We start from the raw sequence: 13,061 nt of genomic DNA, 5'->3' as shown, positions 1-13,061 counted from the left end.
CCGAGCATAAAAAAACCGGAGCAAATGCTCCGGTTTTTTGTTCCCCAAGTTTTATTAGAACTTGTAGGTAACAGAGAAGTAGTGGCTGAAGCCGGTGCTCTTCCACGGGGTACCGTCGTAGGCTTTGGAGCCATCTTTGGTACCGTAGGCATCCATGAAATACTTCAGGCCATAACCAACCGCGTAGCGATCGGAGTGCCAGTAGATACCGTGGAAGGTGGCCAGGTTGTCGCTGGTACGGTCAGCACGGTCATGGGTATCCAGGCCGAATTGATAATCCAGATAACCCTGGTAGGAGACAAAGCTGCCATTGCCGAAGGTATAGAAAGGCTTGAACCAGTTCATGGAGAACTGATAACCGTTCCACTCACCTTCTTCTTCGGTGAAGAACTGGTTCTCGGTGGCGTGACGTGCATACAGGTTCATGCCAACCTTGCCAAACCAGGGAACCATCACATCGGCACCCAGACCCAGCTGGTTTTCCATCTGCTTGTCACCAACGTTGTTCAGGTTGGCAATGTAAAGCTCTTGCACAGGACCAAAGGAGAGATCTTTACCTGTCAGCGCATCCAGAGACATACGCGGTGCAAACTTCATGAACAGGTTCTGACCATGGTGTTTATTGCTGTGACGGGAGTCGAAAATATCGAATACGTCGACGTAACCGTACAGGTCAAACAGGCCGGAGCGACCACCGAACTCCATCTCAAAATAGGTATCGTTGTAGTCCTCTTCACCGGTAGTGAAAGGGCGCTGGTCGATGGTGTGCATGACGTTGAACTGCATCCACTTGTAGTCATTCTTGTGGATATCACCGCTGTAGTCAGCAGCAAAGGCTGGAGTTGCGGCAGCAGCCAGCAGACCGGTAGCGATCAGAGTCTTGGTAAATTTGGCCATTTTATTGGTCTCTTGTGCGTTAGTTGAGGTTTTCCGTAGCCTGCCCACAAGGAGCGAGAGGAATTCTAATCAAATAAAATTGGGGGTGAAACAACTTCTCGGGAACTTTATCCGGAAGTGTGAATCTAATCACCCCCGATTCTACGCAAACGCTTGCTATTTGTCAGCCGTTGAGAGCAACTCACTCCCTTTTCTGGCGACAAGCACAATCAACAACAACACGGGCAAGCCCAATAAACTGGTTCCGACAAAGAAGGCACTGTAGCCAATCTGCTCCACAACCTGTCCGGAAAAACCGGCCAGCAACTTGGGTAGCAGCAACATTACCGAGCTGAACAGGGCGTACTGAGTGGCCGAAAATGCCACATTGGTCAGGCTGGAGAGATAGGTCACGAAGGCCGCGGTAGCAATACCGGCACTGAGGTTATCCAGCGAGATGATCAGCGTCAGCAGTTCCAGATTGTGACCAACCTGATTGAGCAGGGCAAACAACAGGTTGGTGCTGGCGGTGAGCAGCGCCCCCAAGAACAGGATGCGCAGCGTGCCGAAGCGCATCACCAGCACACCCCCCAGCGCCGCTCCCACTAGCGTCATGATGACGCCAAACACCTTGGTAATGGTGGCAACCTCAGTCTTGCTGAACTGCATATCCACATAGAAGCTGTTGGACATCACCCCCATCACCACATCAGCAACCCGATAGCAGGCGATCAGAGCAAGGATCAGCAGCGCCGAGCTGCCATAGCGACGAAAGAAATCGGCAAACGGACACCAGACCGCCTCATAGCCCCAGGCCCCCGCACTCGCCAGCAGCGCAGGCCACCCTTTTTCCAAGAGCTGCGCCTTGCGTTCGGCCTGTTGTTTGCCCTGCTCGGCCAGATCGATTTCCGGCTCGTGGCAAAACAGCGTGGTGATGACCCCGAGTGACATCAGACCCGCCATCACCAGATAGGTAATCTGCCAGCCACGATAGTCATAGCCGCTGTTACTGCCAAACCAGGCTGCCAGCGCCAGCGCACCGGCGCCCGCCATGATCATCGCCAGCCGGTAGCCGGTCATGTAAGAAGCAGCCATCGCCGCCTGTAGCCGCTCGGGGGCGGATTCGATGCGATAGGCGTCGATGACGATATCCTGCGTGGCCGAGGCAAAGGCCACCAGCAGGGCAAACATCGCCAGCTGAGCCAGCTCGGTCTTGGGATCGCAGAACGCCATGCCTACCAGCGCGGCGGCAATCAGCAGCTGGGAGAAGAACATCCAGCTACGGCGACGCCCCAGCAGCGTGGAGAGCAACGGCAGCGGCATGCGATCCACTAGCGGCGACCACAGCCATTTAAAGCCATAGGCGAGCGCCACCCAGCTCATATAGCCGATATCGGTCAGGCTGACATCGGCCTCGCGCAACCAGAATGAGAGGGTACCGAACACCAGCAGCAGCGGCAGACCCGATGAAAAACCCATGGCAAAGAGAATAAACACCCGAAATTCGAGATAGACGGCGAGGGACTCTCTCCAGCTTGGTTTGCGGATCATGTTCAACTACCTGACGACTTTGGAAAAGTGCGTCATTTTGGCAGGTTGATGGCAGATAGCCAAGGCGAGCAAAGAGATAGGCAAAAGAAGTCCGGATAGAGAAAAGGCCCATCCCGAACGGGATGAGCCTTGTGTTGTGACCTGAAGAGGCGAGGTGACGAACCGCGTCCGGCGAGAGTTACTTGCCCGCTTTCTTGTCGACTTTCTTGTCTGCCGGCGTTTCTGCCAACAAGACCACTTTCTTCAGAATGATGGGACTGGTCGGCACATCTTTGGCACGCAGAATGGGGCTGTAACCGGTCTGTACCTGAGCCAGCTTGTCCAGCACTTCCATCCCCTGCACCACCTGACCGAACACGGTATAACCAGCGGCGCCACCGGCGTTGAGGTTATTGTTGTCGACCAGATTGAAGTAGAACTGGCGAGTAGCGCTGTCGACCGCCTGGGTGCGGGCCATGGCGATGGAGCCACGCTTGTTGGGCAGACCGCCGCGCGACTCGTTGACCACCGGCTCATAAGTTGGCAGTTGCTGGAACTGCTGGTTGTAGCCCCCACCCTGCACCACGAAATCCTGGATCACCCGGTGGAAGATGCTGCCATCATAGCTGCCATCAGCCACGTAACGCAGGAAGTTCTTCACCGTCTGGGGCGCCTGCTTGGACGCCAGCTCCACCACGATATTGCCGTGGTTGGTCTCCATTCTGACTTTCGGGCCCGCGAACGCCAGCGGGGCGATCAGCATGGCCAGCAACCAGAGTTTTTTCATCATCAGACCCCTGCACCGTTCGGTTGACCTTTCAGGTAACCGCGCAGCGCATCATCCGCCATGATCTGCTGCAGCACGCTACCCAGTTGCAGGTTCAGTGTAGACTCGAGATCGGCCATGCTTGGCTCGCTCGGGCTCTCCTTGCTGGAGGACATGTTGAACTGCTTGGTCAGACGGTTGCCCTGGAAATCGGCGATCACCTGCAGGCTGACGCGGGACTTGGTGACATAGGTAAAAGTCTTCTCTTCCACATTGACTGCGGCGTTGGAGATCACCAGCGTCAGGTTGGTGGTGCCACTGTTGCCCACTTCCAGACCCTGGCTGCGCAGCCCTTCGGCCAGCCGCTCGGCCATCAGCAGGTTGAGCGGACGCTCGCTGTTGACCAGCACGGGGGCTTTCTCTTTATGTTTGATGGAGAAGACGTAGGCAGCCTCACGCTTGTCTACCCCTTCCATGGTGATGCGATTGCCAGAGTAGTATTGCTGGTTGGCGGGGATCACCTGCGGATTGAGCAGCGCAGTCTCCGGCCAATGAGTGGCACACCCGCCCAGCATCAGGGCGGCCAGCAGCAAGAGTGACTTTTTCATCATGGTTTCCTTTGGCTTTAGCGTTTGATGGCTTTCAAAATAACGAATTTGCTGTTCGACGCAACGACTTGTGCGTTGGCAAACAAGCGCTTGAGTTTGTTGTGATAGTCCAGATGACGGTTGCCTACTATCCAGAGTTCACCCCCCTGAGGCAACACCCGGTGCGCATCGCTGAACATCTGCCAGGCGATATGATCGGTGATCGCCTGCAGCTGATGGAAAGGAGGGTTGCAGAGGATCCGATCCGCCGAACCTACCGCCACCCCGTCGAGACAGTTATTGACCATAAAGCGGGCACGCGGCAGTGCATCGGGCAGATTGTGCTCGACGTTGAGCTGTGCCGAGGCGACCGCCATATAGGATTCATCGATAAAGGTCACCTCCACCTCGCTATCTTTGGCGAGCAGCGACAGACCCAAAACCCCGTTGCCACAGCCCAGATCGATCACCTTGCGGGCACTGTGGATGGGCAGGTTGTCCAGCATAAAGCGGGCACCGATATCGAGACTGGTGCGCGAGAAGACGTTGGCATGGTTGTGGATGAGCATGCCACTCCCCTCCAACGGCCAGACAGTCGGGAAGGGGTTGGCCAGCGCGGGGCGTTCTGCCTGCGGCTCGCAGTGAATGAGACGCGCCTTCTTCCAGGCCAACGAGGTACGGGTAGGCCCCAGATACTTCTCGAACAACTTGAGGGTGGAGGTATGAATATCCTTCGCCTTGCCGGCAGCGATAACGCGGGTTGCCGGTGTCACCACCTCCCGCAGCGCCAGCAGTTGCTGCTCCAGCAGTGCCTGATATTTGGAGACCTTGATCACCACCAGTGCAGGAGCATCGGGCAGCGGTGCCAGCGCATCCTGCAAGGTAATCCCGCTCGTATCCAGCCCATTTTCGGCCAAATTGGCCATGGTAGCCCGCTCACTGATGTAGGAGTCGGTGACACAGCAGGGGGAGTGCGGATGCAGATAGGCGGCAAGCGCGCCAAAACCGTCATTCATGATGATGACGTGGCCCGCCAGCTCGAGGGGGGACTCCGCCAGAGTGTTGATCAGATATTCGTCAGCCGCATCCCAGGCTTGCAGTGTCTCCTGACTCTGGCGCGGATAGCGGTAGAGCGTGAGCTGGCAATGGGGAGTGTCGAGAAGGGTTTGCATAGGAAGAGTCCAACCTCGGCTTGATTCATGGATACAGGCGCCAGGGGCGACGCAAAGTGGCGCTATTCTAGCGAGGAGCAGGAATTTCACCAGTTCGGAGCGTGCCAATGAACGGATAGCAGGCGATTTTCCTTTTGCGGGGGCTTATTCCACACCTAGACAGCCGATAGAATGGCCCGACATTCACTCTGGAAGCTGATCCTATGACCATCCAACAACTGATTGAAGCCAAGCTGACGGCAGCCCTCTCCCCCACTCTGCTGGAAGTGATCAACGAGAGCCACATGCACCGAGTGGAGCCGGGCTCTGAGAGCCACTTCAAGGTGGTGATCGTCAGCGAACAGTTTGCGGGTCAGCGCCTTCTCTCTCGCCATCGTCAGGTCAACGCCATCCTGGCCGATGAACTGGCCGGCGCTGTCCATGCACTTGCACTGCATACCTACACGGCAAGCGAGTGGCAGGAGAAGGGTAAGGCACCACGCACACCAGCTTGTGTTGGCAACCCCTCGCACTCCTGAACGGCTAGCTGTCACCCATTGCTCTGACCCACCACCCTATGGGTGACAAACAAACAAAAATTAAACAAAAAGCCGCCAGCCTGCTGATCCTGACAACCATAAATAGGTATTTAATTCAGTTTTCCCTGGCGGCTTAGTCACAGACTTACACAAGCATACCCCCATGGGGGTATTAAAATAAAAAAACCTTTAAAACCACAGCTTACAAGGAATTCAGGGGTTATTCATTGCAGGTTAATTTTGTGATGACGCAGGGATTTTGCCTATTTGGCATGGCAGAAAATGGGCCTTAAGTGGTAGACTCAAGCGCTTTTGAGTGACCTCGCATGTTGAATAATTGCTGAGCCTGACCACCCGGCGCAGCCACAACAGCGACTCATTCAACCACCCGTCGTGATGTATTTCTCGGCGCTAACCAACCTCTCTTCCCGTAACGGTAGTGCAATTAAGTATGATTACAATCAAAAGAGGACTGGACATCCCCGTGCTGGGTGCGCCAGAGCAAGTAATCTACGATGGCCCCGCCATCACCCGTGTTGCTACACTGGGCGAGGAGTTCGTGGGGATGCGACCTACTATGTTCGTCAAAGTAGGTGATCGCGTCATCAAAGGTCAGGAGCTCTTCGAAGACAAGAAGAATCCCGGCGTTAAATTCACGGCCCCCGCCACCGGCGTAGTTTCAGAGATCAACCGTGGAGCCAAACGTGTGCTCCAGTCAGTGGTCATCGACCTCGACGGCTCCGATGAGCAGGTGACCTTCGAGCATTTTGCCTCTTCCGAGCTGGCCAAGCTCGAGCGCAGCAAGGTGCAAGAGATCCTGGTTGCATCAGGTCAGTGGATAGCACTGCGCACTCGCCCGTTCAGCAAAGTCCCTGCGGTTGGCTCAGCCCCGCGCGCCATCTTCGTGACCGCGATGGACACCAACCCGCTGGCTGCCGATGCCGAGCTGATTATCAAGGAACAGCCGCAGGCCTTCCTCGATGGTCTGGCCGTATTGACCCGCCTGACCGACGGCACCGTCTATGTCTGTAAAGGCGAAGGCAGTCTGCCTCACTCCTCTTTGGCTCAGGTCAAGGAAGAGATCTTCGTCGGTCCGCACCCTGCCGGTCTGCCGGGTACCCATATCCACTTCCTGGATCCGGTCAGCAGCACCAAGGTGCAGTGGCACATCAACTATCAGGATGTGATCGCATTCGGCAAGCTGTTCACCACCGGTCAGATCTGCACCGACAAGGTGATCGCCCTGGCCGGCCCGAATGTGCTCAAGCCGCGTCTGCTGCGTACCCGTCTGGGGGCCTGCATCAGCCAACTCACCAACAATGAGCTGCGTGCCGATGAAAACCGCGTCATCTCCGGTTCCCTGCTGAGCGGCGCCAAGGCTGAGGGTGTTCACGACTATCTGGGTCGTTACCACAATCAGGTCTGTGCACTGGGCGAGGGTCGCGAGAAAGAGTTCCTGGGCTGGATCAACCCCAGTGCCAACAAGTTCTCCATCACCCGCACCACCCTCTCTCACCTGATGAAGGGTCGCCTTATCAACTTCACCACCACTACCAACGGTAGTGACCGTTCCATGGTGCCTATCGGCAACTATGAACGGGTGATGCCACTCGACATCCTGCCCACCCTGCTGCTGCGGGACATGGTCTCCGGCGATACCGACGGTGCGCAAGCACTGGGTTGCCTGGAGCTCGATGAGGAAGATTTGGCCCTCTGTACTTTCGTTTGCCCCGGCAAGACCGAGTACGGCCCGATCTTGCGTGAGTGCCTGACCAAGATTGAACTGGAAGGTTAAGCGATGAGTTTCAAGCAACTTCTTGAAAATATGGAACATCACTTCGAACCGGGTGGAAAGTACGCCAAGTACTACGCCCTGTTCGAAGCGGCGTATACCCTGTTCTATACCCCGGGTAGCGTTACCCGCAATGCCGCCCACGTCCGTGATGCGCTCGATCTGAAGCGCATGATGATCATGGTGTGGCTGGCCGTGTTCCCGGCCATGTTCTGGGGCATGTACAACGTTGGCAACCAGGCCATCGCCGCCATTGCCCACATGGGCTCGGCAGCCGGTGCCAGCAGCTGGCAATATGCCCTGGCCACCATGCTGGGTGCCTCCCTCGATCCGGTTATTGCCGGTATCGGCAGCAAGATGCTGATTGGCGCCACCCACTTCTTCCCGATCTACATCACCGTCTTCTTTGTCGGTGGTTTCTGGGAAGTGCTGTTTGCCATGGTGCGCAAGCACGAGATCAACGAAGGCTTCTTCGTGACCTCCATCCTGTTTGCCCTGATCGTGCCGCCCGAGCTGCCCTTGTGGCAAGCTGCTCTGGGCATCACCTTCGGTGTGGTAATGGCCAAGGAAGTGTTCGGTGGTACCGGCAAAAACTTCCTGAACCCTGCGCTGGCAGGTCGTGCGTTCCTGTTCTTCGCCTACCCGGGCCAAATCTCCGGTGACGCAGTCTGGGTTGCCGTTGATGGCTACTCCGGTGCAACCGCGCTGAGCCAGTGGGCTCAGGGCGGCCAGATGGCGCTGATCAACGGTGCCACCGGTCAGGCTATCAGCTGGATGGACGCTTTCCTTGGCAACCTGCCGGGTTCCATCGGTGAAGTCTCCACCCTGATGATCCTGCTGGGTGCGGCCATGATCGTCTATATGCGCATCGCCTCCTGGCGCATCATCGCCGGCGTGATGGTCGGTATGATCGCCACCTCCCTGCTGTTCAACGTCATCGGTTCCGATACCAACCCCATGTTCAACATGCCGTGGCACTGGCATCTGGTATTGGGTGGCTTCGCCTTCGGTATGGCCTTCATGGCGACCGACCCTGTCTCCGCCGCCTTTACCAACAAGGGCAAGTGGTGGTACGGCGCCCTGATCGGCGTGATGGTCGTGCTGGTTCGCGTGGTCAACCCTGCGTTCCCGGAAGGCATGATGCTGGCCATTCTGTTTGCAAACCTGTTTGCTCCCCTGTTTGACCACTTCGTCGCTCAGGCAAACATCAAGCGGAGGATTGCTCGTGGCGTTTAATAAAGACTCAACCTTCGGCACCATCAGCGTGGTCACCGGCCTCTGTCTGGCCTGTTCCATCGTGGTATCCGTTGCTGCCGTTGGCCTGCGTTCTACCCAAGAGGAGAACAAGGCGCTGGATAAACAGAGCAATATTCTCTCCGTAGCCGGCGTGGACATCAGCGATGTAGCCAAGCGCGATCTGGCCAAGCTGTATGGCGACAAGATCGAAGCCCGCCTGGTGGATCTCGCCACCGGTAACTTTGTTGACGGCGATGCCGACAACTTCGATACCAAACAGGCGGCCAAAGATCCGGCGCAAAACATCCGTCTGGCTGCTGCCGAGGACAAAGCTGGCCTGCGCCAGATCTCCAAGCTGGTTCCGGTGTTCTTCGCCAAGGATGCCGATGGCAAGATCGACAACATCATCCTGCCTATCTACGGTCAGGGTCTGTGGTCTACCATGTATGCCTTCGTCGCGGTTGCCGCTGATGGCCAGACTATCAAGGGCATCACCTACTATGACCACGGTGAAACCCCTGGTCTGGGCGGTGAAATCGAAAATCCGGCCTGGCGCGAGCTGTTTGTCGGCAAGAAGCTGTTCGATCAGGATGGCATGCCGGCGCTGCGCGTCATCAAGGGTCACGCTCCGGCGGGCTCCGAGCACGAGATCGACGGTCTCTCCGGTGCTACCCTGACCGGTAACGGTGTACAGCATACCTTTGACTTCTGGATGGGTCCCAAGGGCTTCGGTCCTTTCCTGGCCAAGGTTCGTGCAGGAGAAATCAACAATGGCTGACAAGAGCGAAATGAAGAAGTTGCTGTTGACTCCAGTGCTGGGCAACAACCCCATCGCCTTGCAGGTGCTGGGTGTCTGTTCCGCACTGGCGGTTACCAGCCAGATGAAGACAGCGTTTGTAATGACCCTTGCGGTCATGGCGGTCACCGCCTTCTCAAACCTGTTCATCTCCCTGATCCGCAACCAGATCCCGAACAGCGTGCGGATCATTGCCCAGATGGCCATCATCGCCTCGCTGGTTATCGTGGTTGACCAGGTGCTCAAGGCGTATGCCTATGACATCTCCAAGCAGCTGTCAGTCTTCGTCGGTCTGATCATCACCAACTGTATCGTGATGGGCCGCGCCGAAGCGTACGCCATGAAGAGCGCGCCGCTCCCCTCCTTCCTGGATGGTATCGGTAATGGTCTGGGCTATGGCGCCATTCTGCTGAGTGTCGCGACCGTGCGTGAACTGCTGGGCTCCGGCACCTGGTTTGGCATCGAGCTGCTGCCGCTGGTGAACAACGGTGGCTGGTATGTACCCAACGGCCTCCTGCTGCTGCCGCCGAGTGCATTCTTCATCATTGGTCTGATCATCTGGGGCGTGCGCACCAAGGATCCCAAGCAGGTGGAGGCGAAGGATTAAGGTATGGAACACTATCTGAGTCTGTTGATTAAATCGATCTTCATCGAAAACCTGGCACTCTCCTTCTTCCTGGGGATGTGTACCTTCCTGGCGGTATCCAAGAAGGTCAAGACCTCCATGGGTCTGGGTATTGCCGTTATCGTGGTGCAAACCATCGCCGTACCGGTCAACAACCTGATCTACAACTATGTGCTGAAGGCCGGAGCTCTCTCCCCTGACCTGGATCTGAGCTTCCTGAGCTTCATCACCTTTATCGGGGTGATCGCAGCGCTGGTACAGATCCTGGAGATGGCGCTGGACAAGTACTTCCCGGCTCTCTACAACGCGCTGGGCATCTTCCTGCCGCTCATCACCGTGAACTGCGCCATCTTCGGTGGCGTTTCCTTCATGGTGCAGCGTGACTACACCTTCGTGGAGTCTGTGGTCTACGGCGTGGGCTCAGGGGCAGGCTGGATGCTGGCGATCGTTGCGCTGGCGGGTATCCGCGAGAAGATGAAGTACTCCGATGTTCCGGAAGGCCTGCGTGGTCTGGGCATCACCTTCATCACCGCCGGTCTGATGGCGCTGGGCTTCATGTCCTTCTCTGGTATCTCCCTGTAATCGGCTTTCCTGCAATCAGAAAGGAACGATAGATGGAAATTATTTTGGGTGTGGTCATGTTTACCGTGATCCTGCTGGCACTGGTGGCAGTCATTCTGTTCGCCAAGTCCAAGCTGGTGACCGCGGGCGACGTGACAATCAGCATCAATGGTGACCCGGCCAAGGCTGTGACCAGCCCGGCCGGTGGCAAGCTGCTCGGCGTACTCGCCGGCAACGGTATCTTCGTCTCTTCCGCCTGTGGCGGCGGTGGCTCCTGCGGCCAGTGCAAGGTACGGGTGAAATCCGGTGGCGGCGACATCCTGCCGACCGAACTGGATCACATCAGCAAGGGTGAAGCCCGTCACGGCGAGCGTCTGGCCTGCCAGGTCACCGTGCGTGGCGACATGGACATCGAACTGCCGGAAGAGATCTTCGGGGTGAAGAAGTGGGAATGTACTGTTATCTCCAACGATAACAAGGCCACCTTCATCAAGGAGCTCAAGCTGCAGATCCCCGATGGCGAGAGCGTACCGTTCCGCGCCGGTGGTTATATCCAGATCGAAGCGCCGGCTCACCATGTGTACTACAAGAACTTCGATATTCCCGAGGAGTATCGCGGTGACTGGGATCGCTTCAAGATTTTTGAGCTGGAGTCCAAGGTCGATGAGCCGATCATCCGTGCCTACTCCATGGCAAACTATCCGGAAGAGTTCGGCATCATCATGCTGAACGTGCGTATCGCGACCCCGCCCCCGAGCAACTGGACTGCCCCTCCGGGACAGATGTCCTCCTACATCTTCAGCCTGAAGGCTGGCGACAAGGTGACTATCTCCGGTCCGTTCGGTGAGTTCTTCGCCAAGGATACCGATGCCGAAATGGTATTCATCGGTGGTGGTGCAGGTATGGCGCCGATGCGTTCCCATATCTTCGACCAGCTGCGTCGCCTGAAGTCCAAGCGCAAGATGAGCTTCTGGTACGGTGCCCGTTCCAAACGCGAGATGTTCTATGTCGAAGACTTCGACATGCTGGCGGCCGAGAACGAGAACTTCACCTGGAACGTAGCCCTGTCCGATCCGCAACCGGAAGACAACTGGGATGGCTACACCGGCTTCATCCACAACGTGCTCTACGAGAACTATCTCAAGAACCACGAAGCGCCGGAAGATTGCGAGTTCTACATGTGTGGACCTCCCGTGATGAACGCAGCCGTCATCAACATGCTCAAAGATCTGGGCGTTGAGGACGAAAACATCCTGCTGGATGACTTTGGTGGTTAATCCATGAACAGCGTTGTAAAGACCTGGCTAGCCTTCGGGCTAGCCTTTTTCTTGACAGGGTGCGGTCAGGAAAGCACGGTCCAGTCGAAACCGGAGATCCATATCACCGGCAGCACCATGGGCACTTACTACTCCATCAAGGTGGCGGACAACGTCATCAGCGATGCAGCCAAGTTTCAGGCCGAGGTCGATGTACTGCTGGAGCGAGTCAACGATCAGATGTCCACCTATCGCCCCGATTCCGAACTGTCGCGCTTCAATCAGCACCACAGTTCGACACCGGTAGTGGTATCGCGGGACACCGCTCGGGTCATTACAGAAGCCATTCATATTGGCCGTGAGAGCCAGGGGGCGCTGGACGTCACCGTCGGCCCCTTGGTCAATCTGTGGGGCTTCGGTCCGGACAAACGGCCGACCAAGATGCCATCAGAGGAGCTGATCACCCAGACCCGTCAGAAGACCGGCCTGGGCAACCTGCACGTCATCACTTCGGTCGATGCCGACACCCTGCAAAAGGACATCCCGGATCTTTACGTTGATCTCTCCGCCATTGCCAAGGGCTTTGGTGTGGACAAGGTGGCCGAGTATCTGGAGTCTCTGGGTGCGCGCAACTATCTGGTGGAGATCGGCGGCGAGCTGCGGATCAATGGCGTCAACGGCAAGGGACACCCCTGGCGCGTTGCCATCGAAAAGCCGACAGCCAATGCCGGTTCGGTGCAGGAGGTGATCGTTCCGGGTGACAACGGAGTGGCCACTTCGGGCGAATATCGCAACTACTATGAGATGGATGGCCAGCGCTTCTCCCACACCATAGATCCACGCACCGGCAAGCCAATCCAGCACCGCATGGTGTCGGTCACCGTGATCCACCCCTCCTGCATGACCGCAGACGGGCTGGCGACCGTATTCATGGTAATGGGACCGGAGAAGAGCCTGGCCTATGCCAAAGAGCGCGGCCTGGCGATCTTCGTGATCACCAAGACGGACAACGGCTTTGAAGAGGCCTACTCCGATGCGTTCAAACAGTATCTGGTCAGGAAATAGGGAGGATAGATGCAGGTTTTTCTGATCACCTTCGGGGTATTCATGCTGGTGATAGCCGCCATGGCTATCGGCTATATCTTCCAGAAAAAATCCATCTCCGGCTCCTGTGGCGGTCTGGGGAGCGTTGGCATCGAGAAAGAGTGCGACTGCCCCGAGCCCTGCGACAATCGCAAGAAGAAGATGGCCAAGGAAGAGGCCCGTCGCAAGATGCTGGAAGAGAACCGCATCATCTGATGACTCTGATTGTTCGATAAACAAAAGCGCGCCATCGGCGCGCTTTT

The 13,061-nt window shown here is 56.8% G+C and carries 14 protein-coding genes; 9 read left to right on the top strand and 5 right to left on the bottom strand.

The genetic code is table 11. The annotated features are described in order from the left end of the window. Positions 1–54: 54 nt before the first annotated feature. The 5 genes from G5179_RS10490 to G5179_RS10470 form a co-directional block, all read right to left on the bottom strand. Positions 55–897 carry an outer membrane protein OmpK gene (locus G5179_RS10490; protein WP_216951901.1) on the bottom strand — a complete coding sequence of 281 codons (843 nt, stop codon included), beginning with the start codon at positions 895–897 and terminating at the stop codon, positions 55–57. A gap of 156 nt (positions 898–1,053) precedes the next feature. Next, positions 1,054–2,433: an AmpG family muropeptide MFS transporter gene (locus tag G5179_RS10485; protein WP_040068511.1), complete on the bottom strand. Its 1,380-nt coding sequence runs from the start codon at positions 2,431–2,433 to the stop codon at positions 1,054–1,056. Between the two features lie 172 nt (positions 2,434–2,605). Next, entirely contained in the window at positions 2,606–3,193 is a 588-nt protein-coding gene (locus G5179_RS10480) for a peptidylprolyl isomerase (RefSeq protein ID WP_421258357.1), read from the bottom strand. 2 nt (positions 3,194–3,195) lie between these two features. Continuing rightward, positions 3,196–3,780, bottom strand: coding sequence for a YajG family lipoprotein (locus tag G5179_RS10475; RefSeq protein WP_005349692.1), 585 nt, complete (start codon positions 3,778–3,780; stop codon positions 3,196–3,198). 17 nt (positions 3,781–3,797) lie between these two features. Then, entirely contained in the window at positions 3,798–4,931 is a 1,134-nt protein-coding gene (locus G5179_RS10470) for a methyltransferase (protein ID WP_421258321.1), read from the bottom strand. Between the two features lie 203 nt (positions 4,932–5,134). Here G5179_RS10470 and G5179_RS10465 point away from each other — a divergent pair, with 203 nt between their 5' ends. The 9 genes from G5179_RS10465 (at position 5,135) to nqrM (ending at position 13,014) form a co-directional block, all read left to right on the top strand. Beyond that, positions 5,135–5,449, top strand: a complete 315-nt coding sequence (locus G5179_RS10465) for a BolA family protein (protein WP_227341207.1) — start codon at positions 5,135–5,137, stop codon at positions 5,447–5,449. Between the two features lie 451 nt (positions 5,450–5,900). Further along, entirely contained in the window at positions 5,901–7,244 is a 1,344-nt protein-coding gene (locus G5179_RS10460; protein ID WP_216951904.1) for a Na(+)-translocating NADH-quinone reductase subunit A, read from the top strand. Positions 7,245–7,247: 3 nt separating this feature from the next. Next, positions 7,248–8,477: an NADH:ubiquinone reductase (Na(+)-transporting) subunit B gene (locus G5179_RS10455; protein ID WP_421258320.1), complete on the top strand. Its 1,230-nt coding sequence runs from the start codon at positions 7,248–7,250 to the stop codon at positions 8,475–8,477. Then, on the top strand, positions 8,467–9,255 hold the full coding sequence (locus G5179_RS10450; protein WP_005343676.1) for a Na(+)-translocating NADH-quinone reductase subunit C: 789 nt from the start codon (positions 8,467–8,469) through the stop codon (positions 9,253–9,255). The genes G5179_RS10455 and G5179_RS10450 overlap by 11 nt, the downstream gene beginning before the upstream one ends. Next, complete coding sequence (locus G5179_RS10445) at positions 9,248–9,880, top strand: NADH:ubiquinone reductase (Na(+)-transporting) subunit D (protein ID WP_033114212.1); 633 nt, start codon at positions 9,248–9,250, stop codon at positions 9,878–9,880. The genes G5179_RS10450 and G5179_RS10445 overlap by 8 nt, the downstream gene beginning before the upstream one ends. Before the next feature lie 3 nt (positions 9,881–9,883). Continuing rightward, on the top strand, positions 9,884–10,480 hold the full coding sequence (gene nqrE / locus G5179_RS10440; RefSeq protein ID WP_227341212.1) for an NADH:ubiquinone reductase (Na(+)-transporting) subunit E: 597 nt from the start codon (positions 9,884–9,886) through the stop codon (positions 10,478–10,480). A 32-nt stretch (positions 10,481–10,512) separates the two neighbouring features. Beyond that, on the top strand, positions 10,513–11,736 hold the full coding sequence (nqrF, locus tag G5179_RS10435) for an NADH:ubiquinone reductase (Na(+)-transporting) subunit F (protein ID WP_216951907.1): 1,224 nt from the start codon (positions 10,513–10,515) through the stop codon (positions 11,734–11,736). Positions 11,737–11,739: 3 nt separating this feature from the next. Continuing rightward, the gene (locus G5179_RS10430; protein ID WP_216951908.1) at positions 11,740–12,780 is read left to right on the top strand and encodes an FAD:protein FMN transferase; all 1,041 of its coding nucleotides are present in this window, start codon (positions 11,740–11,742) and stop codon (positions 12,778–12,780) included. Between the two features lie 9 nt (positions 12,781–12,789). Next, complete coding sequence (nqrM, locus tag G5179_RS10425; RefSeq protein ID WP_216951909.1) at positions 12,790–13,014, top strand: (Na+)-NQR maturation NqrM; 225 nt, start codon at positions 12,790–12,792, stop codon at positions 13,012–13,014. Positions 13,015–13,061: the final 47 nt, after the last annotated feature.

Origin of the sequence: Aeromonas sp. 600886, assembly GCF_049174935.1 — a bacterium.
In the GTDB taxonomy this organism is placed as follows: Bacteria; Pseudomonadota; Gammaproteobacteria; order Enterobacterales; family Aeromonadaceae; genus Aeromonas; species Aeromonas veronii_A.
This window is presented reverse-complemented; position numbering and strand designations above follow the sequence as displayed.